Genomic DNA, 19,961 nt, shown 5'->3' with positions numbered 1-19,961 from the left:
GATGTCGCACACCTTCGCTGCACGAGCTACTCCTGCCGGGGATTCCGGCAGGGGCGCCGCTCCTGCAGGGCCGCGCACCCGGCGGGCTACACTCGCGGGCCGCCGCGGCGGTGCTTGATCCGGCGCAGGAGCAGCTTGCAGTCCACGCTGGCAACGCCGTCGCTGCTGAAGAAGTGGCGGCTGACGAAGGCGTCCAGGTGCTCCTCGGTGTCGGTCAGCGTGTGGATATGCAGGCTCTGCATGTCGCTCATGAGATAGAGGCTTACCACCTCCGGCGCCGTGCCGAGCACCTCGCAGAAGTGCTCCACATGGCTCGGGCGCACCCGCACGTCCAGAAACGCCGAGACCCCGCGGCCGAGCTTTACCGGATTGACTACCGCGGTGAACTTCTCGATGACGCCGTCGCGGACCAGCTGCTGGATCCGCTCTCGCGCGTAGGCCCGCGAGATGCCGACCCGCCGCCCGATCTCGGCGAAGGACAGGCGGCTGTCCTCCACCAGTAGCTCGAGAATCGCCCGGTCCACGGTCTCCATCGCACCCCTCCCGCGCCCTGAAACGGGGCGCGCTGCCCGAAAACGTGCCCGGCCTACGGACGTCGCGAAACCACCCTTCGCGTTTGCAAGAAGCCTTCCACCGGGCAGTCCTGGCCGACAATCGGCGCCCGACGCCGGGTTTCGGGACCGTTTGTAGGCCGGCGGCCTCTGCCCCAGGCACCGCGATGGTGCAGCTGCACCGCTTCGGCGACCTTACGTGCACGCCGCACTGGCGGGCCGCAACTCACTGATCGAGCAAGAATGGTAGGCGCCTCGGGTCGTCCTGGCATGGCGCTTGCGATGCCCTCGAGTGAAGCGGTGCCCCCTTGTTCGGGGTGCCCCGATGCAGCAACGGAGGTACACCCCCAATGGCTATCAAGCGTCGCGACTTCCTCAAGGCCGGAGCCGGCCTCGCCACGGGCAGCGTCATCGCCGGCGCGCCGATGGTCGCCAAGTCCCAGTCCAGCCAGCGCTTCACCTGGCGCATGACCAACGCCTACCCGCCGGAGGCCCCGTTCTACGTCTCCGGGCCCGGTAGTCCCGAGGACTTCTGCGCCAAGGTGGAGGCCATGTCCGGCGGCCGCCTACGCATCCAGCACTTCGCCGCCGGTGAGCTGATCCCGGCGCTGGAGGGCTATGAGGCGGTGGCCGCGGGCACCGTGCAGATGAACGCCGCCAACGCCTACTTCTGGGCCGGCCAGATCCCGGCCGCGCAGTACTTCACCACCGTGCCCTTCGGCATGAACTTCCAGGGCATGAACGCCTGGCTCTACCACGGCGGCGGCCTGGAGCTCTGGCACGAGCTCTACGCCGAGCGCGGGCTGATTGCCTTCCCCATGGGCAACACCGGCGTGCAGATGACCGGCTGGTTCCGCGAGCCGATCACCTCGGTGGCGGACTTTGACGGTCTGAACATGCGCATCCCGGGGCTCGCCGGCAAGGTCTACGCGGCGCTCGGCGTCAACGTCCGCCTGCTGCCGGGCGGCGAGATCTTCCCGGCACTCGAGCGCGGCGTGATCGACGCCGCCGAGTTCGTCGGCCCCTATCAGGACCGGCGGCTGGGCCTGCATCAGGCGGCCAGCTACTACTACACCACCGGCTGGCACGAGCCGAACAACGTCACCGAGCTGCTCATCAACCGTGAGGCCTGGGAGAGTCTGCCGGAGGATCTGCAGGCGATCGTGCGGACCGCCGCCATGGCCTGCAACATCGAGAGCCACGCCTGGTCCGAGGCCAACAACGCCGATGCCCTCACGGACCTGGTGGAGAACGAGGGCGTGATCGCCGACACGCTGCCGGAGTCCGTGGTCTCGCGCCTGCGCGAGGTGACCATGGACGTTCTCGAGGAGGGCGCGAACGAGGATCCGGAGACCCGCCGGGTGCATGACGCCTTCTTCGCCTTCCGCGACAAGCACGCCTCCTGGGCGGCGCTCTCGGAAGGCCCGGTGCAGCGCCTGATCAACGGCGGGGCCTGACGCCATGTCCCGCCCGATCGCTCACGCCCTGCGGGTGACCACGCGGGTACTGGATGGGGCCGGCTGGCTGGCGAAGGCAAGCGCCTTCGCCCTGGTGCTGCTGGTGACCGCCAACGTGCTCGCCCGTTATTTCTTCAGCGAGGGCCTGGTGGGGCTGCAGGAGCTGGAATGGCACCTGGTCTCGCCCATCGCCCTGCTGGGCATGTCCTATGCGCTGCACCAGGGCGAGCACGTGCGGGTGGACGTCTTCTACGAGCACATGCGCCCACGGGTGCAGGCGCTGGTGGATGCCGTCACCGCCGTGCTCACCATCGCCATGGCGCTGTATCTGGCCTGGATCTCGATGCCCTACGTGGCCGCCTCCTACCAGATGGGCCAGGGCTCGCCGGATCCGGGCGGCCTGCCCTACCGCTTCCTGCTGAAGGCCTTCATTCCGCTCGGCTTCGGTCTGCTGGCGCTGCAGGGGATGGCTGCGCTGCTGCTTGCCCTGGAGCGGCTGCTGCCGGCCCGCGCGGAGGCGGGCAACGCCGCAGCCGCCGCCACACCCAGGCATGGGAAACCCGCATGACGGGCACCGAGATCCTCGCGCTGACGATGCTCGGCGGGTTCATGGCGATGATCCTCATCGGCATCCCTGTCGGCATCTCGCTGGCCGTCTCCGGGCTCGTCTTCGGCTACATCGGGTTCGGTCCGGGCCTGCTCGGGCTGCTGCCCTCGCGGATCTACGGGGTGGTGACCAACTACACGCTGCTCGCCATCCCGCTGTTCGTGTTCATGGGCGTGATGCTGGAGAAATCCCGCATTGCCGACGAGCTGCTGGAGACTCTCGGCCACGCCATGGGCGGGCTGCGCGGCGGCATGGGCATCGCCATCGTGCTGGTGGGGGTGCTCATGGGGGCGGCGACGGGCATCGTCGGCGCCACGGTGGTCACCGTGGGCCTGCTCACGCTGCCCGTGCTCATGCGCCGCGGCTACGGCCGCGGCGTCGCCTGCGGCACCATCTGCGCCTCCGGTACCCTGGGCCAGATACTGCCGCCGAGCCTGGTGCTGATCCTGCTCGCCGATATCCTCGGCGAGTCCGTGGGCAGCCTGTTCGCCGCGGCCCTCATTCCCGGGCTGACGCTGGCGCTGGTCTACGTGGTGTACCTGGTGCTGCTCGGGCTGCTGCGACCGGACACCGTGCCGCCGATCCCTGCGGCCGAGCGTGACGCCCTGCCGGCGCTGGAGCTGTGGAAGCGCATCGGCCGCTCCGTGGCGCCGGCGCTGCTGCTGGTGTTCGCGGTGCTCGGGTCGATCATCGGCGGGGTGGCGGCGCCCACCGAGGCCGCCTCCATGGGCGCGGCGGGGAGTCTGGTCATCGCCGCGCTGAGCGGTCGGCTGGACCGGGGCGTGCTCGGGGAGACGCTCAAGGGCACCGTGAGCATCTCGGCGATGGTCTTCTTCATCCTCATCTGCGCCCAGCCTTTCGCGCTCGCGTTCCGCGGGCTCGGCGGCGAGCATCTGGTGCAGGGCCTGTTCGCCTGGGTACCGGGCGGGCTCAACGCCGAGCTGCTGTTCATGATGCTGCTGCTGTTCGTGCTCGGCTTCTTCCTGGAGTGGATCGAGATCTCCTACATCGCGCTGCCGCTGTTCCTGCCGCTGTTCCAGAACGCGGACGTGGACATGATCTGGCTCGGCATACTGGTGGCGATGAACCTGCAGGCCTCGTTCCTCACGCCGCCGTTCGGCTGGGCGCTGTTCTTCCTGAAGGGGGTGGCGCCGCCGGAGATCAGCACCCGGGACATCTATGCCGGCGTGTTACCGTTCATAGGCCTGCAGCTGGTGGCGCTGGGGCTGCTGTTCCTGTTCCCCGGGCTCGCGACCTGGCTGCCCACCGCGATCGGCTGGAACTGAAGAAGAACCGGGCCATGGAACTCCTCGCACAGTACGACCCGGCCTGGCTGGCCGGGCTGGCCGGGGCGCTCGTGCTCACGGGTGTGGTGGCCGGCGTGCTCGCCGGGCTGCTGGGCGTGGGCGGCGGCATCGTCATCGTGCCGGTGCTCTATCATCTGTTCACCCTGCTCGAGCTGGACCCGGCGGTGCGCATGCATCTGGCCGTGGGCACCTCGCTTGCCACCATCATCCCGACGTCGATCATTTCCGCCCGCGCCCACTACCGCAAGGGCGGGCTGGATCCGGCGCTGCTGCGCTCCCTCGGCCCGGCGGTGCTGGTAGGCGCGCTCATCGGCGGCCTCGCCGGCAGCGCGGTGGACGGTGCGGTGCTGAGCGCCGTGTTCGCCGTCGTGGCCCTGCTGGTGGCGGCGAACATGGCGCTGCGCCCGGAGGGCAGCGCGCTGGCCGCAGACCTGCCCCGGGGCGTCGGCCGCGCGGCCATCGGCATGGTCATCGGCGGGCTCTCGGCGATCATGGGCATCGGGGGCGGCACCCTGAGCGTGCCGGTGCTCTCTGCCTTCAACTACCCCATCCGCCGGGCCGTGGGCACCGCCTCGGCCCTCGGGCTGATCATCGCCGTCCCCGGCAGCATCGGCTTCATCGCCGCCGGCATCGGCGAGCCGCTGCGCCCGCCGGCGAGCATCGGCTACGTCAACCTGATCGGCTTTGCCCTGATCGTGCCACTGACCATGCGCATGGCGCCGGTGGGGGCGCGGCTCGCGCATACGATCAACCCGCGGCGACTGCGCTTCGCCTTCGCGATCTTCCTCGCCGCCACCTCGGCACGCATGTTCTACGATCTGCTGAGCTGAGCGGCCGCCGCGGCCGGAACCGAACAAGGGAGAGCATGATGCTGAACACCACCATGGGCACCCGCGGGATGCTCACCGCCCCCCACCATCTCGCCGCCCAGGCGGGGCGCGACGTGCTGAAGGAGGGCGGCAGCGCGGTGGAGGCCATGGTCACGGCCGCGGCGGTGATCGCCGTGGTCTACCCGCACATGAACGCCATCGGCGGCGACGGCTTCTGGCTGATCGCCGGCCCGGCGGGCGCGCCGGTGGGCATCGACGCCTGCGGCCCCGCCGCCGCGGCGGCGACCCGCGGCTACTACCGGGAACGGGGCCACGACCGCATCCCGGCCCGCGGGGCCCTTGCCGCCCTCACCGTGCCCGGGACCATCGCCGGCTGGGCCGAGGCCCTCGCCCGGCCGGAATCCGGGGCCGGACGCCTGCCCCTGGCCAGGCTGCTGGCGCCAGCCGTGGCGCTGGCCCGCGAGGGTGTGCCGGTCACCGCCGGGCAGGCGACCCTCACGGCCGACAAGCGCGACGAGCTGGCGTCGGTGCCGGGCTTCGCCGAGGTCTATCTGCCCGAAGGCCGCGTGCCCGCCACCGGCGAGCGGCTCCGCCAGACCCGGCTTGCCGATACCCTGGAGCGCCTGGGCCGGGAGGGCCTGGACGACTTCTACCGCGGCGAGCTCGCCGAGGCCATGGCGGATGACCTGGCCCGCCTGGGCAGCCCGCTCGCTGCCACCGATTTCGCGCGCTACGTTCCGCTCGCCGTGGAGCCCCTTTCCGTCAGCCTGCGCGATGCCCGCGCCTACAACATGCCGCCGCCCACCCAGGGCCTGGCATCGCTGATGATCCTCGGCATCTACGAACGCCTCGGCGCCGCCCGCGAGGAGGGCTTCGCCCACGTACACGCGCTGGTGGAGGCCACCAAGCAGGCCTTCCGCGTGCGCGACGCCGAGGTCACGGATCCGGCCTGGATGCGCCGCGACGCGCCCGAACTGCTCGGTGCAGCAGCGCTCGAGCGCCTCGCCGCCGCCATCGACCCAGCGCGGGCGGCGCCCTGGCCGCACCCCGGCGAGCCGGGGGACACCGTCTGGCTCGGCGCCGTGGATGCGGAGGGCCGGGCCGCGAGTTTCATCCAGTCCATCTACTGGGAGTACGGCTCCGGCGTGGTGCTGCCGGCGACCGGCGTGCTCATGCAGAACCGCGGCATCAGCTTCGGCCTCGATGCCGCGCACCCGCAGGCGCTGGAGCCCGGCCGGCGCCCGTTCCATACCCTCAACCCCGCGCTGGCCGAATTCGGGGACGGCCGGCGCATGGTCTACGGCACCATGGGCGGCGAGGGCCAGCCACAGACCCAGGCCGCGGTGTTCACCCGCTACGCCCACCAGGGCCAGGCGCTGCAGGCGGCGGTCACCGCCCCGCGCTGGCTGCTGGGCCGCACCTGGGGCGCGGAGACCCACACGCTGAAGCTGGAGTCGCGCTTCCCGGCCGAGCTCGTCGAGGCGCTGCGCGCCGCCGGCCACGACGTCGAGCTGCGGCCGGACTTCGACAGCGCCATGGGCCACGCCGGCGCCATCGTCCGCCACCCCGACGGCCTCCTGGAAGGCGCCGCCGACCCCCGCAGCGACGGCGCGGTTGCTGCCGTCTGACACCTGTGCCCCCTGTTCGGATGCGGCCAGCTGACGCCAGCACCTCGCCGGGCCCCGCCTTCAACACAACGACACGACGACACAACGGAACACAACGAAAAGGCAATTCCCTCGTTGTGCATCGTTGTGCCGTTGTGTCGTTGTGTTTATCTCCCCTGCCCGAAATGGGTGCCGCTGCGCGACGATCCGCTAGCGCTGGCAGCGTGGGCAGTAGACGGTGGCGCGCTGGGCGAGGCGGCGGGATTGGAGCGGGGTGCCGCAGCGGCGGCATGGGAGGCCGGCGCGGCCGTAGGCGTCCAGTTGCTGGCGGAAGTAGCCCGGCGTGCCGTCGCCGCGGGTGAAGTCGCGCAGGGTGGTGCCACCGGCCTCGATGGCCTCGGCCAGCACCGCCTTGATGGCCTCTGCGAGGCGGCGGTAGCGCCCGAGGCCAATCCGCCCGGCGGCGCGGCCGGGGTGGATCCGGGCGCGCCACAGGGCCTCCGCCGCATAGATGTTGCCGACGCCGACCACCACCCGGCTGTCCATGACGAAGGCCTTGACCGGCACGCGGCGGCTGCGGCTCAGGGCGTACAGATGCTGGCCGTGGAATGCCTCCCCCAGCGGCTCCGGGCCGAGGTGGCGCAGCAGCGGATGCGCCTCGGGGTCGCCGCTCGCGCCGTGCAGGCTGCCGAAGCGGCGCGGGTCGGTGAAGCGCACCGCCTCGCCACTGTCCAGGGCAAGATCGAGATGGTCGTGCCGTTGCGGCGGCGCGCCGGCGGGGACGACGCGCAGGCTGCCGGACATGCCGAGATGCAGCAGCAGCCAGAGTCCGCCCTCCAGGCCGAACAGCAGATACTTGGCCCGCCGCTCCAGGGCCGTGACCCGGCGGCCCTGCGCCTGCGCCGCCAGGCCGGCATCCACCGGCCAGCGCAGCCGCGGCTCGCGCACCACCAGCGCCGCGAGGCGCCGGCCCACCGCGTGCGGCGCCACGCCCCGTCGCGTGGTTTCCACCTCCGGCAGCTCAGGCACGGGGCGGGCGCCTCATCCGCTGCGGCCGCGCCGCCAGGCGAGCCAGCCCCCCAGCAGGAACACCGCCGGCAGGCCGGCCAGGAAGCCGAAGCCGAGGAGCAGGGTCTCGTGGCGGCTGAACCGCAGGCGCCGATCGCCGGCGGCCTCGCCGTAGCGGCCGGTGACGCCGCCCTGATCCGCCAGCCAGTCGATGGTGTTGAGGGCCAGGGCGAGGTTGTCGCCGTTGCCGATGTAGGCGTTCGCGAACAGGTCGCTGTCGCCGAACACGGCGAGCCGCTGCTCGCCCTCCGGCGTGTCCCGGGCGAGGGTCAGGGCGAGGGGCGCGCCGCCGGCATCCGCCGGCGCTTCGCCCGGGTCCTGCAGCCGCTCGCTGGCCACCGGCCACTGCCGCGGGCCCGTGGCGAGCAGCACCTCCCGGCGCCATTCCGCGCCGGCGCTCGCGCGCAGCGGGGCCGCACGGTTCAGCAGCAGCGGCGCGCCGAGCCCGGTCAGCGCCGGATGCCCGCCCCGGGCCTCCGCCACCACCAGGGCCGGGTCGTCCACGCCCAGGAGCTCGGCGCCCTGCGGATCCACCACCACGCCCTCGCCGCGGGTCACCGGCAGCGCCGCCGGCAGCGGCGGCGCGCCCGGGTCGGTGAGCCAGAGCAGGCGCCCGCCACGGGCGATGTATTGGGCCAGCAGCTGTCGGGTTTCGGCCGGGAGCGACCGGGTGGGGCCGGCCACCAGCAGCACCCGGGTGTTGTCCGGGATCACCGCCGTGCGCTCGGGGTCCAGTGGCTGCAGCCGGTAGCCCTTGCGCTCCAGGGCCTGGCCGAGCCTTCCCAGCGCGTGGCCGGCCTCGCCGGTGAGCTCGCGCTCGCCGTGGCCGGTCAGGTGGACGATATAGCGGCTGCCCCGCCGCAGCAGCCGCTCCAGCGCCGCCGAAACCCGCGCCTCGGCGGGGGCCGCGACGTGCTCCCACTCGTCCTCGACGCCCAGCAGGCCTTCGCCGTCGCGGCCGAGACCGTACTCGCGCAGTCGCTCGGCGTCCCGGTCCGGGTGCAGCCGCTCCAGGGCGAGATCCAGCCCCGCCTCGCGATAGGCCGTGACCAGCCGCTGCAGGCGGGTGGCCAGGGGGCTGTCCGGGCGCACCAGCACGCGGTAACGCACCGTGGTCTCCGCCGGCACGTCGGCCAGCAGACGCTCGGAGGCCTCACCGAGCCGCGCCGGCCCCGCACCCGCCCAGACCCAGCGGCCCTCGACGCCCTGCGCAAGCCAGGCACCGCCGGCGGCCAGCGCGATGATCAGCAGGAGCGCCAGGCCCCGTTGCAGCAGGCGCGCAGTCACGGCCGCAGCCCCGCGATCCGCCAGGCGGTGAGCGCCAGGGCGGTGGCGGCAAGGAGCGCGAAGTAGGCGAGGTCGGTCGCCGCCAGCACGCCGTCCAGGAAACCGCGCAGGTGGGTCGTCAGCCCCAGCCAGCCGAGCACGCCACCCTCCGCACCCCGTCCGACCAGCAGCAGGAGCAGGCCGGCGGCAAACGCCCCGGTGGCCGCCGCGGCGGGCTGCTCGGTGCTTGCCGAGACCAGCAGGGCGACGGCGAGCAGCGCCGCCCCGGCGAGCCACAGACCGAGCAGCGCGGCCGCGAGCCGGCCGAGGTCGAGGGCGGTGCCGAGGAGCAGAGACAGCGGCATGAGCGACCAGAGCGCGAGCAGGAGCGTCAGTGACAGCAGCGCTCCCAGGTACTTGCCGACAACGATGGCCGGGGCTCCCCGCGGCGAGGCGAGCAGGAGCACCAGCGTGCCGCCGCGGCGCTCCTCGGCGAAGGCGCGCATGCCCAGCACGGCCACGGTGGTGAGCAGCATCGCCAGCAGCGGCAGGCCGCCGAGGAAGGGCGCCACCACCAGATCCGCCACGCCCAGGCTGCTGGCGCTGCCGGCGAGGGCCGGCTCGTACTCGCGCTGATAGCGGTCCGCCAGCAGCAGGAACCACCAGGCGAGCACGCCCTGGGAGACCGCGGCGAGCAGCCAGCCCACCGGCGTGCGCCAGAGCGCGAGCGCGTCCCGCCAGGCAATCGCGCTCATGCCGCGCCGCTCCCGGTGAGCGCGAGGAAGCGGCGCTCGAGGTCCGCCCCGGCGGGCGCCCACTCCTCGAGCCGCGAGCCACCCGCGGCCAGGGCCGCGAGGCAGGCCGCCTCCCCGTCGGCCTTGAATGTCACGTGCCAGTAGCCCTCCGGCAGTGGCTCGACACTCGCCACGCCAGGCAGCGCCAGGAGATCCGAGGCAGCGGGCACCGGCGCGAGGCGCAGCAGTCGCCGCCCGGCCGTGGCCGTCTCGCCGGCCTCGGTCAGGCGGCCTTCGTGCAGCACCAGCACGCGATCACAGGTGCGGCGCACCTCTGCGAGGGCATGCGAGGAGAGCAGGATCGCATGGCCGGCGGCGAGCTCGCGGACCAGGGCACGAAAGCGGGCCAGCTGGCGCGGGTCGAGCCCCACCGTGGGCTCGTCCAGCAGCAGCACCTCCGGGCGATGGACCAGTGCCAGGGCGAGGCCAAGGCGCTGCCGGTAGCCCTGCGAGAGGTTACCGGCGCGGCGCGCGTGCACGGTGGCCAGGTCGCAGCGGGCGAGGGTGTCGGTGACGGCGTCCGCCCGCTCGCGCCGCGGCACACCGGCGACGGCCGCGGCGTGCGCCACGGCCTGGCGCACGGTCAGCTCCGGGTGCAGCGGCGGGCGATGGGGGAGCAACCCCGAGCGGGCGCGGAGGGCGCGCGGGATTGCCACGCGCCCATCCAGCCACAGGCGCCCGCTTCGCGGAACCTGCAGCCCGGCAAGCACCGCGAGCGCGGTGGACTTGCCGGCGCCGTTGGCGCCGAGCAGCCCCACCACCTCGCCCCGGCGCAGCGAGAGGCTCACCTCGCGCAGGGCGACCTGGCGGCCGTAGCGCACCGACAGACCTTCGGCCCGGAGCAGCGGCGATTCGGCAGGCTCGGTCAACGCTGGGCTCCCGTGGGGCGATGCCCGCATGGTACGCACGCTGTTAGGTGCAACCATGAAAAAGCCCGCACAATGGCGGGCCTTTCGGGCACCGGGTCGCCGGCCCGGCTACTTGATCTTCGCTTCCTTGTAGAGCACGTGCTTGCGCGCTACCGGATCGAACTTGCGAAACTCCAGCTTGTGCGGGGTGTTCCGCTTGTTCTTGTCCGTCGTGTAGAAGTGGCCGGTGCCGGCCGTGGACACGAGCTTGATCTTGTCACGCATGGCTCGGGCCTCCTCAGACCTTCTCGCCGCGGGCGCGCAGGTCCGCCAGGACCTGCTCGATACCGAGCTTGTCGATAATGCGCATGCCCTTACTGGAGACGCGCAGCCGCACCCAACGGCTCTCGCTGTCCACCCAGAAGCGGTGGTAGCGCAGGTTGGGCAGGAACCGCCGCCGCGTCTTGTTGTTGGCGTGCGAGACGTTGTTCCCGGTCATCGGCCGCTTGCCGGTGACCTGGCACACCTTCGACATGGGGCTCACTCCTAGGATTCCGTGACCGCCCCGGCAGCGCGCACCGGAGCCTCCGATTTGCAGACCGCGCTTTATACCAGTGCGACCGCCCCGCTGCAAGCTAAGCCCGCATTTCTCACCGATCCACGGCTGCGGGCTACACGCTTGAATTCGCGCCCCGGGCCCACCATTTCCGCGGGTGTACGGATTGCATCGTCCGACCATTCACGACGGCGATATGCCGGGAAAGGAGGGATGCCGATATGGCCATGCGTCGCTACGAGCCGTGGGGTCTTCTCAACGAGCTCTCCCAGGAGCTGTCCCGCATGTACGAGGGGCAGGGCCAGCCCGATGCCAGCAGCGCCGCCACCAGCGACTGGGTACCGGCGGTTGATATCCGTGAGCTGCAGGATCGCTACGTCATCGATGCCGATCTGCCGGGCGTCGCGCCGGACGACATCGACATCCACATGGAGGAAGGGATGCTGACCATCCGCGGCACCCGGAAGACCGAGGCCAGCAGCGAGGAAGGCGGCGCCCGCCGGGTGGAGCGCGCCGTCGGCAGCTTCTTCCGCCGCTTCAGCCTGCCGGACACGGCGGATGCGGAGAACATCTCCGCGCGCAGCGAGAACGGGGTGCTGCAGATCTCCATCCCCAAACAGGAGAAGGTCAAGCCAAGGCGCATCCAGGTGCAGGGCTGACCGCCGGCTCATGAGGGACCATGGAGTACCGTGACTACTACAAGACGCTCGGCGTCGACCGCAACGCCTCCGCGGACGAGATCAAGAAGGCGTACCGTCGGCTCGCGCGCAAGTATCATCCGGACGTCAGCAAGGAGCCGGACGCCGAGAAGCGCTTCAAGGAGGTCGCCGAGGCGTATGAGGTCCTGAAGGACCCGGAGAAGCGCAAGCTCTACGACCAGCTCGGCAGCGACTGGCGGGCTGGCCAGGACTTCCGGCCGCCGCCGGGCTGGGAGCAGGCGGGCCGCGGCCGGCAGCGCGCCGGCGGCGGCAGCGCCGACTTCGGCGATTTCAGCGACTTCTTCGAGAGCGTCTTCGGCGGGGGCTTCGGCGGCTCCCCCTTCGAGGAGGTATTCGGCGGCGGCGGTCGCCACAGGCGGGCCGGGGGTGGCCGCGGCTTCGCCCGCCGCGGCGGCGACCGCACCGCGAAGATCACGGTCTCGCTGGAGGAGGCCTATCACGGCGCCAGCAAGACCTTCGCCATCGAGGACACGGAGCCGGACGCCGGCGGCGCCGTGCGCCGCAGGACCCGCAACCTGCGGGTCCGCATTCCGGCGGGCGTCACCAACGGCCAGCGCATCCGCCTGGCCGGCCAGGGCGACCCGGGCCTAGGGGGCGGCGAGCGTGGCGACCTCATGCTCGAAGTGCACATCGCCCCCCACCGCACTTTCCACCTGCGGGGGCGGGACGTGCACCTCGACCTCCCGGTGGCGCCCTGGGAGGCCGCGCTCGGCGCGACCCTGAAGGTGCCGACCCTGGGCGGCCACGTGGACCTGAAGATCCCGCCCGGCTCCCAGAGCGGCCGCCGCCTGCGCCTGCGCGGCCGCGGCCTGCCGGGCGACCCGCCGGGGGATCAATACGTCACGCTGAAGATCGTGAATCCGCCGGTGGACAGCGAGGAGGCGAAGCGGCTGTTCCGCGAGATGGAGAAGAGGCTCGACTTCGACCCGCGGGCGGCGATGCAGGCGTGACGGCCCACCGGTGGGAGCCGCGCCTCCCACGGGCGCGGGCACAGGCAGGAAGCCGGCCGCTCCGCCGTCTCGCGGCACCCCGCCCCCGCCGCCCTGCCTTGTCCGGCTCCGGCAAACCCCTTAGGCTTCCAGCGTTACGGCTGGCAGAGGCGCTATCGAATGACCGACGTCGATCTCGCGCAGGCGCGCTTCAACATGGTGGAGCAGCAGGTGCGTACCTGGGAGGTGCTCAACGAGCGCGTCCTCGACGTGATCGAGACGCTGCCGCGAGAGGATTTCGTGCCGGCCGCATACCGCAACCTTGCGTATGCCGACGTGCAGATCCCCATCGCCCACGGCCAGGTGATGATGGAGCCCAAGGTCGAGGGCCGGCTGCTGCAGTGTCTCGATCCGCAGCCGGGCGAGCGCGCCCTGGAGATCGGCACCGGTACGGGGTATCTGGCGGCCTGCCTCGCCCGCCTGGCGGGGCAGGTGACCAGCGTCGACCTCTACCCCGACTTCGCCGAGCTTGCCGGCGAGCACCTCGCGAGTCAGGGCCTGCGCAATGTCCACCTGGAGACCGGCGATGCCGCCCGCGGCTGGGAGGACGGCCGGCGTTACGACGTCATCGCGGTAACCGGCTCCCTGCCCGAGCTGCACGAAGGCTTTCACCGCAGCCTGACCATTGGCGGGCGACTGGCCGTGATCGTAGGCACGCCGCCGATCATGGAGGCGCTGCTGATCACCCGCATCGACGACGAGCAGTGGGCCACGGAGAGCCTGTTCGACACCAGCCTGCCACCCCTGGTGGGGGCGCCGCGACAGCAGCGCTTCGAGCTCTGAGCCGGACCCGCGCGGCATGCGATCGGTAACGCCGCAGGGCCTCCGGGACGCGCTTCAGGGCGAGCATCCGCCACTGGTGCTCGACGTCCGCGAACCCTGGGAGGCGGATATCGTCAGACTCCCGGATAGCCATCTGCTGCCCATGAGCCGGCTTCACCCTGGCGTCATCGATGAGCTGCCACGGGAACGGGACGTCGTCGTGATCTGCCATCACGGGATTCGCAGCGCCCAGGTGGCGCAGTGGCTCGAAAACGCCGGGCTAGAGCGGGTCGTCAATCTGACCGGGGGCATCGATGCCTGGGCCCGCGAGGTGGATCCGGACCTGCCCGTCTACTGAACAACAACGAGGTCCTGCCATGCGTCGTCTGTCCGCCGTACTCGCCCTGACGCTTGCCGCCAGCGGCGGCCCCGCCCTCGCCCAGGATGACCTCCTCGGCATCTACCGGCTGGCCCGTGAGAGCGACCCCGTATTCCAGCAGGCCATAGCCGACCGCCGTGCCCGGGAGGAGGCGCTGCCCCAGGCGCGCTCGGCATTGCGCCCCGACGTCGAGGCCACCGGCGGCTACGACTGGGTGGACAGCGAGAGCGACCCCACGGCCGGCACCGCCTTCGAGGGCAGCAATGACGACACCTACCAGGAGCTGAGCTACGGCGTGCAGCTCAACCAGCCCCTGTTCCGCTACAGCGCCGCACGCTCGGTGGAGCAGGCGGACGCCAGCGTCGAGCAGGCGCAGGCGGACTTCGCCTTCGCCGAGCAGGAGCTGGTGCTGCGCGTGGCAGAGCGCTACTTCGCCGTGCTCGACGCCCGCGAGCGCGTGGAGGCCTCGCGCGCCAATCTGGAGGCGATCGAGCGCCAGCTCGAGCAGGCGCGGGAGCGCTTCGAGGTGGGCGTGGTGGCGCGCACGGACGTCGAGGAGGCGCAGGCGCAGTTCGACCTCGCCAGCGCCGAGCTGCTGCAGGCCGAGGACGACCTGCAGACCGAACGCGAGCAGCTGCGCGAGCTCACCGACCGGCCGCCTGAGGCCCTCGCCCAGGTGCGCGAGGGCGTGCGCCTGGACCGCCCGCAGCCGGACGATCCGGACGCCTGGCGGCGCCGGGCCGAGGAGCAGAACTGGCAGCTCACCTCCGCGCGCCGTGCAGCCGAGGCAGCCATGGTGGGCATCGACGTCGAGCGCGGCGGCCACTACCCGACGGTGGACCTTGTCGCCGCCTACCAGGGCGGCGAGCAGTTCGACCGCAACGGCCGGGACATCAGCTCCGATGAGCTGCGCCTGGGCGTGCAGCTCACTGTGCCGCTGTACCAGGGCGGGGAGGTGAGCTCCCGCGTGCGTGAGGCGCAGTTCCGCTATACCGAAGCTCGCGAGCTCCTGGAGGAGACCCGGCGCACGGTGCGCCGCAACGCCGCCGACGCCTACCGGGGCGTGGTCACCGCGCTGCAGCGGGTGCGCGCCCTGGATCAGGCCCGCACCTCCACCCGGGCGGCCCTGGATGCCACCGAGGCCGGCTTCGAGGTGGGCACGCGCACGATCGTCGACGTGCTCAACGCCCAGCGCGAGGTCTTCAACGCCGAGCGGGACTACCAGCAGGCCCGTCACGCCTACCTGCTCAACACCCTGCGCCTGCAGCAGGCCGCCGGCCTGCTCGCCGAAGACGACATCATCCGCATCAACCGCCTGCTGGAGGCGTCCGACGCTTGAATCGGCGTCCGCCTGCGGCGGATGCCGACCTACGGCAGAAGGGGCTCCACGAGCGCTAGCGTGCGCTCGCAGGCGCCGCGGTGGGCCGCCACGACCTCGGCGCCGGCACGGCCCATGCGATCGCGCTCCGGGGCGTCGGCCAGCAGCTCGGCCAGCGCCGTCGCCAGACTCTCCGCGTCATCGACGTACCTCAGGGCCGCTGCCTCGTCCAGCAATTCGGCCACGGCCTGGAAGTTGAAGACCTGCGGCCCGGTGAGCACCGGCAGCCCCAGCGCGGCGGGCTCCAGCATGTTGTGGCCGCCCACGGCCACCAGACTGCCACCCATGAACACCACATCCGCCGCCGCTAGGTAGAGCGGCAGCTCGCCCATGGTATCGCCGAGGAACACCGCCGCGTCCGTATCCGGCACCTCGCCGCGGCTGCGGCGCACCGGTGTCCAGCCGGCGCGCCGGGTCTCGGCGGCAACGCCGTCGAAGCGCTCGGGATGCCGCGGCACCAGGATCAGGGCGGCATCCGCCAGGCGATCGCGCAGTCGCCGGTGCGCGGCAAGGGCGGCGATCTCCTCGCCCTCGTGGGTGCTGGCGGCAACCCAGACCGGGCGCCCGGCCCCGAGCTGGGCGCGCAGCCCCTGCCCTGCCTCACGCTGCGCGGCCGGCAGGCGTTGGTCGAACTTGACGCTGCCGGTTACCTCGACCCGCTCCGGGGACGCGCCGAGGGCGCACAGGCGCTCGGCGTCGGCCTGCGTCTGCGCCGCGACGGCGGCAAAGCCCCGCAGCGCCGGGCGAACCAGCGCCGGGAAGCGGGCGTAGCCGCGGGCCGAGCGTGCCGATAGCCGGGCATTCGCGAGCACCATCGGCAGCCCTCGCGCCTCGGCGGCGGCGATGAGGTTCGGCCAGATCTCGGTCTCCATGACGATGCCGAGCCGCGGCTCGGCAAGGTCCAGGAATCGGCGCACCGCACCGGGGGCATCGAAAGGCAGATAGCGGTGGATGACCGCCTGGCCGAGGCGGTCGGCGACGCGCTCCGCACCGGTAGGGGTGGTGGTGGTCACCAGCAGGGGAACGTCCGGATGCCGCGCGCGGAAGGCATCGATCAGCGGCAATGCGGCCATGACCTCGCCGACGGAAACCGCATGCACCCAGAGCGGGCGCCCCGGCACCGCCGCGCCGTAGCCGAGTCGCTCCCGCCAGCGCCGGCGATACGCGGGCGCCCGGCGCGAGCGCCAGAGCAGCCGCGCCAGGGCAAACGGCACAAGCAGCCGGACGAGCTGGGCGTAGAGCGCACGCGCGGACATCACGGGGCGGGCTCCGGGCGTCTGGGCGGGCGGAGTCTAGCACGCGGGGGCTCTGCTATACTCCGCGCCCATTGCGCCGGCATCCTGCGGCGCCTCCGCCAGCAAGCGCCCGGCCCAACGTGAGCGATTCCGCCGCCCAAGGACTCTACGCCCCCCGCTACTGGCCGACCTGGCTCGCCATGGGCGTGCTGTGGCTCACCTCGCGGCTGCCGCAAGGTACCGCCATGCGTCTCGGCGATGCCATCGGGGCGCTCGGCTACCGGCTGATGCGGTATCGCCGCCACATCGCCGAGGTGAACCTGCGCCTGTGCTTCCCGGAGCTTGGCGAGAACGAGCGCCTGGCACTGCTGCGGCGTCACTTCCGCTACCTCGGCCGGGGGCTGATCGAGGTGGGCATCGCCTGGTGGGGGAGTGACGAGCGCATCCGCCGCTGCGGCCGGGTGGAGGGGATCGAGCACCTGGATGGCCTGCAGCGGGAGGGCAGGCCGGTGCTGGCCGTGGGCCCCCACTTCACCGCCCTGGACATCGGCGCGCGCATCGTCTCGGCGCACCTGCCGGTGAGCATCATCTACCGTGAGCACCGCAACCCGGTGATCGAGCACTTCATGCGCCGGTCCCGGGAGCGGCACGTGGAGCAGGCCTTCGATCGACGGGACATGCGCGCGCTGCTGCGCGCCCTGAAGGACGGGCGCACGGTCTGGTATCCGCCGGATCAGGACTTCGGGCGCCGGCATGCGGTGTTCGCGCCGTACTTCGGCGTGCCGGCGGCCACCATCACCCTGCCGGCACGCCTGGCCCGCCAGACGCGGGCCTATGTTGTCCCCGCGTTCCTGCTCGCCGAGGAGTCCGGGGACGGTTACGTTGTGCACATTGGCAAGCCGCTGGAGAACTTCCCGAGCGGCGACGACGTCGCCGATGCGACCCGCATCAATGCCCTGATGGAGGCGGAGATCCGCCGTCATCCCGCCCAGTATTACTGGGTGCACCGGCGCTTCAAGACCCGGCCGCCGGGGGAGGCGCCACCCTACGAGCTGCGGCGCCGCAGACGGAGAAGCAAGCGTTGAGGATTCCCGAATTCAGCCAGGCCGAGGTGCTCGTGGCCGGCGACGTCATGCTCGACCGCTACTGGCACGGCAGCACCGGACGCATCTCGCCGGAGGCGCCGGTGCCGGTGGTGCGCATCGGCGGCCGCGAGGACCGTCCGGGTGGCGCGGCAAACGTCGCCCTGGGGCTATCCGCGCTCGGCGCCCGCGCCCGACTGCTGGCACCGGTGGGCCGCGACGAGGCCGCCGACGTCCTCGACCGGCTCCTGGACGCGGCGGGCGTCACGCGCCACTGGCGGCGGCATGAGGGGATGGCCACCACCAGCAAGCTGCGGGTGCTCAGTCAGCACCAGCAGATGATCCGGCTCGACTTCGAGGACCCTCCGGAGCCGGGCTGGCCGCTGACCGCCGATGACCTGGCGGCGGCCCTTGGCGACAGCGGCGTCGCGGCCGTCGTGCTGTCGGACTACGCCAAGGGGGCGCTCGCCGAGCCGGCCGCGCTGATCGCCGCGGCCCAGGCGCGCGGGGTGCCGGTGCTGGTGGACCCGAAGCGCCCGGACTTCGAGGCGTACCGGGGCGCGAGCGTGCTCACGCCCAATCGCGGCGAGTTCGAGCGGGTAGCCGGCCCCTGCCCCGACGCCGAGACACTGGTGCGGCGCGCGCAAGCCCTCCTCAGCGCCCACGACCTTGGGGCGCTGGTCATCACCCGCGGCGAGGAAGGCATGACCGTGGTGGCGCGGGGCGAGGACGCGATCCACGTGGCCGCCCAGGCGCGGGACGTCTTCGACGTGACCGGTGCCGGCGATACCGTCATTGCCGTGCTCGCCGGCGCCCTCGCCGCCGGCGAGGACCTCGGGCACGCGGCCGCACTGGCGAACCTGGCCGCCGGGGTCGCCGTCGGCAAGCTCGGCACGGCCACGGTCAGCCCCACGGAGCTGCATCGGGCCGCCGCGGCCTGGCAGCCCACGGTGGAGCGGGGCGTGACCGATCCGGAGCGGTTGCCCACGGCGGTGCGCAACCTACAGCGCCAGGGCGAGCGGGTGGTGATGACCAACGGCTGCTTCGATCTGCTGCACCCTGGACATGTGGCGTACCTGGAACAGGCCCGGGCCCTGGGCGACCGCCTGGTGGTGGCCGTCAACGACGATGCCTCCGTGAGCCGGCTGAAAGGGGAAAGCCGCCCCGTGGTGCCCCTGGCCGACCGGATGGCGGTGCTGGCCGGCCTCGCCAGCGTCGACTGGGTCGTACCCTTCAGCGAGGACACCCCGGCGGCACTGATCGAGGCCATCGCGCCGGACATTCTGGTCAAGGGCGGGGACTACCGGGTGGAGCAGATCGCCGGACACGAGAGCGTGCTGTCGCGGGGCGGAGAGGTGCGGGTGCTACCGTTTCGGGCAGGATATTCGACGACGGGGATTCTCAAGCGGCTGCGGGGGGGCAGCACGGCACCGGATGGATGAAATAACAACGATGCACGTTATCGGGAGCCGGCAGTTCGGCGGGGCCGAGCGCTTCTTTCTGCGACTGGTGAGTGCGCTTCGGGAAGCCGGCCATCCGACGGTGGCCGTCGCCCGCCGCGATACGCCGGTCGCCGAGGCACTGGACCGTCTGGGGGGCCGCAACCATTTCCTGAGTTTCGCGAACAGCTGGGACTTTGCCACCCGTGGCGCCCTGCGCGGCCTCCTGCGCTACTACCGTCCGGCGGTCGTGCAAACCTACATGGGACGAGCGACCCGACTGATGCGCAAGCCACGGGGGCTGCCAAGCTTCCACGTGGCCCGTCTGGGCGGCTACTACCGCATCGACGGCTACTATCGCCACTGCGACGCCTGGATCGGTAATACCCGTGGCCTGCACCGCTACCTCCTGGAGCAGGGCCTGCCGCCGGCACGCTGCACGATGATCGGCAACTTCGTCGCCCCGGCCCCCCGGCCGGCGCCCTCGGATCGGATCGCCCTGCGACACCGCCACGGCATTCCGGCGGACGCGACGCTGCTGGTGGCGGTGGGTCGAATGATCGACAAGAAGGGCTTTCAGGACCTGTTGCCCGCAGTGGCCATGCTTTGCGGGGATTTCCGCGGACTGCACCTCCTGCTGGTCGGCGACGGACCGAGGCGGCGCGAGCTGGAGGCGAAGGCGGCGGCTCTCGGCATAGGCGAACGAGTACACTGGGCAGGCTGGCAGCCCGATCCCGATGCGCATTACGCTTGCTCGGATCTCTTCGTCTGCCCCTCGCGCCATGAGCCCCTCGGCAACGTCATCCTCGAAGCCTGGAGCCACGGCCTGCCGCTGGTGAGCACACGAAGCGACGGCGCGGCGGAGCTGGTGCGCGACGGGGAAACCGGCATTCTCTGTGAAGTCGCCTCGCCGGCAGAGCTGGCCGCCGGCATTCGCACCTTGCTCGAGATGGGCCCGACGGCGCGGGAGCGTTTGGGCAGGGCAGGTCGGGAGGAACTGCGTCGTGCCCACGGTCCCGAAGCGATAACGCAGCGTTATCTGAATTTCTACCGGGGGCTGACCCAACGCGTGGCCGCCACGGTCTGA

General features: G+C 72.0%; 21 protein-coding genes. 13 read left to right on the top strand and 8 right to left on the bottom strand.

What is annotated here, in order from left to right:
- Positions 1 to 86: 86 nt before the first annotated feature.
- Positions 87 to 533: an Lrp/AsnC family transcriptional regulator gene (locus LMH63_RS01085; RefSeq protein WP_109676317.1), complete on the bottom strand. Its 447-nt coding sequence runs from the start codon at positions 531 to 533 to the stop codon at positions 87 to 89.
- 368 nt (positions 534 to 901) lie between these two features.
- Between LMH63_RS01085 and LMH63_RS01080 the strand changes: the two genes are divergently transcribed.
- The 5 genes from LMH63_RS01080 to LMH63_RS01060 are packed head-to-tail and all read left to right on the top strand — an operon-like array spanning position 902 to position 6,380.
- Positions 902 to 2,008 (top strand): TRAP transporter substrate-binding protein, encoded by a 1,107-nt coding sequence (locus LMH63_RS01080; RefSeq protein ID WP_109676319.1) that lies wholly within the window; start codon positions 902 to 904, stop codon positions 2,006 to 2,008.
- Between the two features lie 4 nt (positions 2,009 to 2,012).
- Positions 2,013 to 2,576 carry a TRAP transporter small permease subunit gene (locus LMH63_RS01075; protein WP_109676321.1) on the top strand — a complete coding sequence of 188 codons (564 nt, stop codon included), beginning with the start codon at positions 2,013 to 2,015 and terminating at the stop codon, positions 2,574 to 2,576.
- Positions 2,573 to 3,901: a TRAP transporter large permease gene (locus tag LMH63_RS01070; protein WP_109676323.1), complete on the top strand. Its 1,329-nt coding sequence runs from the start codon at positions 2,573 to 2,575 to the stop codon at positions 3,899 to 3,901. The genes LMH63_RS01075 and LMH63_RS01070 overlap by 4 nt, the downstream gene beginning before the upstream one ends.
- Positions 3,902 to 3,915: 14 nt before the next feature.
- Positions 3,916 to 4,752: a sulfite exporter TauE/SafE family protein gene (locus LMH63_RS01065; protein ID WP_109676325.1), complete on the top strand. Its 837-nt coding sequence runs from the start codon at positions 3,916 to 3,918 to the stop codon at positions 4,750 to 4,752.
- A gap of 35 nt (positions 4,753 to 4,787) precedes the next feature.
- Positions 4,788 to 6,380 carry a gamma-glutamyltransferase family protein gene (locus tag LMH63_RS01060; protein WP_229332682.1) on the top strand — a complete coding sequence of 531 codons (1,593 nt, stop codon included), beginning with the start codon at positions 4,788 to 4,790 and terminating at the stop codon, positions 6,378 to 6,380.
- Between the two features lie 189 nt (positions 6,381 to 6,569).
- On the opposite strand, the gene mutM is transcribed toward LMH63_RS01060, so the two are convergent.
- From mutM to rpmB, 6 genes are all read right to left on the bottom strand, one after another.
- Positions 6,570 to 7,388, bottom strand: a complete 819-nt coding sequence (gene mutM, locus LMH63_RS01055) for a bifunctional DNA-formamidopyrimidine glycosylase/DNA-(apurinic or apyrimidinic site) lyase (RefSeq protein ID WP_109676329.1) — start codon at positions 7,386 to 7,388, stop codon at positions 6,570 to 6,572.
- 12 nt (positions 7,389 to 7,400) lie between these two features.
- A complete protein-coding gene (locus LMH63_RS01050) occupies positions 7,401 to 8,714 on the bottom strand; it encodes a DUF4350 domain-containing protein (protein ID WP_158280288.1) in 1,314 nt (437 codons plus the stop codon).
- A complete protein-coding gene (locus LMH63_RS01045; protein ID WP_109676334.1) occupies positions 8,711 to 9,448 on the bottom strand; it encodes an ABC transporter permease subunit in 738 nt (245 codons plus the stop codon). The genes LMH63_RS01050 and LMH63_RS01045 overlap by 4 nt, the downstream gene beginning before the upstream one ends.
- A complete protein-coding gene (locus LMH63_RS01040; protein WP_158280289.1) occupies positions 9,445 to 10,356 on the bottom strand; it encodes an ABC transporter ATP-binding protein in 912 nt (303 codons plus the stop codon). Before LMH63_RS01040 ends, LMH63_RS01045 begins: the two co-directional genes overlap by 4 nt.
- A gap of 108 nt (positions 10,357 to 10,464) precedes the next feature.
- Positions 10,465 to 10,620 (bottom strand): 50S ribosomal protein L33, encoded by a 156-nt coding sequence (gene rpmG / locus LMH63_RS01035; protein WP_109676338.1) that lies wholly within the window; start codon positions 10,618 to 10,620, stop codon positions 10,465 to 10,467.
- Positions 10,621 to 10,633: 13 nt separating this feature from the next.
- Positions 10,634 to 10,870: a 50S ribosomal protein L28 gene (rpmB, locus tag LMH63_RS01030; protein ID WP_109676340.1), complete on the bottom strand. Its 237-nt coding sequence runs from the start codon at positions 10,868 to 10,870 to the stop codon at positions 10,634 to 10,636.
- A gap of 242 nt (positions 10,871 to 11,112) precedes the next feature.
- Here rpmB and LMH63_RS01025 point away from each other — a divergent pair, with 242 nt between their 5' ends.
- From LMH63_RS01025 to LMH63_RS01005, 5 genes are all read left to right on the top strand, one after another.
- On the top strand, positions 11,113 to 11,550 hold the full coding sequence (locus LMH63_RS01025) for an Hsp20/alpha crystallin family protein (RefSeq protein WP_109676342.1): 438 nt from the start codon (positions 11,113 to 11,115) through the stop codon (positions 11,548 to 11,550).
- 20 nt (positions 11,551 to 11,570) lie between these two features.
- On the top strand, positions 11,571 to 12,560 hold the full coding sequence (locus tag LMH63_RS01020; RefSeq protein ID WP_109676344.1) for a DnaJ C-terminal domain-containing protein: 990 nt from the start codon (positions 11,571 to 11,573) through the stop codon (positions 12,558 to 12,560).
- 159 nt (positions 12,561 to 12,719) lie between these two features.
- Positions 12,720 to 13,382, top strand: coding sequence for a protein-L-isoaspartate O-methyltransferase family protein (locus LMH63_RS01015; protein ID WP_109676346.1), 663 nt, complete (start codon positions 12,720 to 12,722; stop codon positions 13,380 to 13,382).
- A 16-nt stretch (positions 13,383 to 13,398) separates the two neighbouring features.
- A complete protein-coding gene (locus LMH63_RS01010; RefSeq protein WP_109676348.1) occupies positions 13,399 to 13,719 on the top strand; it encodes a rhodanese-like domain-containing protein in 321 nt (106 codons plus the stop codon).
- 19 nt (positions 13,720 to 13,738) lie between these two features.
- On the top strand, positions 13,739 to 15,079 hold the full coding sequence (locus tag LMH63_RS01005) for a TolC family outer membrane protein (protein WP_109676351.1): 1,341 nt from the start codon (positions 13,739 to 13,741) through the stop codon (positions 15,077 to 15,079).
- A gap of 29 nt (positions 15,080 to 15,108) precedes the next feature.
- Here the strand turns inward: LMH63_RS01005 and waaA are convergent, their stop codons facing one another.
- Positions 15,109 to 16,374, bottom strand: coding sequence for a lipid IV(A) 3-deoxy-D-manno-octulosonic acid transferase (gene waaA / locus LMH63_RS01000; protein ID WP_109676353.1), 1,266 nt, complete (start codon positions 16,372 to 16,374; stop codon positions 15,109 to 15,111).
- Positions 16,375 to 16,493: 119 nt separating this feature from the next.
- Between waaA and lpxL the strand changes: the two genes are divergently transcribed.
- Genes lpxL through LMH63_RS00985 form a run of 3 tightly spaced genes read left to right on the top strand, consistent with a single transcriptional unit; the run spans position 16,494 to position 19,961 of the window.
- Positions 16,494 to 17,438: an LpxL/LpxP family Kdo(2)-lipid IV(A) lauroyl/palmitoleoyl acyltransferase gene (gene lpxL, locus LMH63_RS00995; protein ID WP_109676355.1), complete on the top strand. Its 945-nt coding sequence runs from the start codon at positions 16,494 to 16,496 to the stop codon at positions 17,436 to 17,438.
- Positions 17,435 to 18,877, top strand: a complete 1,443-nt coding sequence (gene hldE / locus LMH63_RS00990) for a bifunctional D-glycero-beta-D-manno-heptose-7-phosphate kinase/D-glycero-beta-D-manno-heptose 1-phosphate adenylyltransferase HldE (protein ID WP_109676357.1) — start codon at positions 17,435 to 17,437, stop codon at positions 18,875 to 18,877. Before lpxL ends, hldE begins: the two co-directional genes overlap by 4 nt.
- Before the next feature lie 10 nt (positions 18,878 to 18,887).
- Positions 18,888 to 19,961 (top strand): glycosyltransferase, encoded by a 1,074-nt coding sequence (locus LMH63_RS00985; RefSeq protein ID WP_158280290.1) that lies wholly within the window; start codon positions 18,888 to 18,890, stop codon positions 19,959 to 19,961.

This window comes from Spiribacter halobius (assembly GCF_020883455.1).
Lineage (GTDB): Bacteria > Pseudomonadota > Gammaproteobacteria > Nitrococcales > Nitrococcaceae > Sediminicurvatus > Sediminicurvatus halobius.
The sequence above is the reverse complement of the archived record's forward strand: the minus strand, read 5'-3'. Positions and strand labels throughout refer to the sequence as shown.

Bases quoted from the DNA above. Each gene is read 5' to 3' on its own strand.
- LMH63_RS01085 (WP_109676317.1), bottom strand. From the start codon at position 533: ATGGAGACCGTGGACCGGGCGATTCTCGAGCTACTGGTGGAGGACAGC.
- LMH63_RS01080 (WP_109676319.1), top strand. From the start codon at position 902: ATGGCTATCAAGCGTCGCGACTTCCTCAAGGCCGGAGCCGGCCTCGCC.
- LMH63_RS01075 (WP_109676321.1), top strand. From the start codon at position 2,013: ATGTCCCGCCCGATCGCTCACGCCCTGCGGGTGACCACGCGGGTACTG.
- LMH63_RS01070 (WP_109676323.1), top strand. From the start codon at position 2,573: ATGACGGGCACCGAGATCCTCGCGCTGACGATGCTCGGCGGGTTCATG.
- LMH63_RS01065 (WP_109676325.1), top strand. From the start codon at position 3,916: ATGGAACTCCTCGCACAGTACGACCCGGCCTGGCTGGCCGGGCTGGCC.
- LMH63_RS01060 (WP_229332682.1), top strand. From the start codon at position 4,788: ATGATGCTGAACACCACCATGGGCACCCGCGGGATGCTCACCGCCCCC.
- LMH63_RS01045 (WP_109676334.1), bottom strand. From the start codon at position 9,448: ATGAGCGCGATTGCCTGGCGGGACGCGCTCGCGCTCTGGCGCACGCCG.
- rpmG (WP_109676338.1), bottom strand. From the start codon at position 10,620: ATGCGTGACAAGATCAAGCTCGTGTCCACGGCCGGCACCGGCCACTTC.
- rpmB (WP_109676340.1), bottom strand. From the start codon at position 10,870: ATGTCGAAGGTGTGCCAGGTCACCGGCAAGCGGCCGATGACCGGGAAC.
- LMH63_RS01025 (WP_109676342.1), top strand. From the start codon at position 11,113: ATGGCCATGCGTCGCTACGAGCCGTGGGGTCTTCTCAACGAGCTCTCC.
- LMH63_RS01020 (WP_109676344.1), top strand. From the start codon at position 11,571: ATGGAGTACCGTGACTACTACAAGACGCTCGGCGTCGACCGCAACGCC.
- LMH63_RS01015 (WP_109676346.1), top strand. From the start codon at position 12,720: ATGACCGACGTCGATCTCGCGCAGGCGCGCTTCAACATGGTGGAGCAG.
- LMH63_RS01010 (WP_109676348.1), top strand. From the start codon at position 13,399: ATGCGATCGGTAACGCCGCAGGGCCTCCGGGACGCGCTTCAGGGCGAG.
- LMH63_RS01005 (WP_109676351.1), top strand. From the start codon at position 13,739: ATGCGTCGTCTGTCCGCCGTACTCGCCCTGACGCTTGCCGCCAGCGGC.
- waaA (WP_109676353.1), bottom strand. From the start codon at position 16,374: ATGTCCGCGCGTGCGCTCTACGCCCAGCTCGTCCGGCTGCTTGTGCCG.
- LMH63_RS00985 (WP_158280290.1), top strand. From the start codon at position 18,888: ATGCACGTTATCGGGAGCCGGCAGTTCGGCGGGGCCGAGCGCTTCTTT.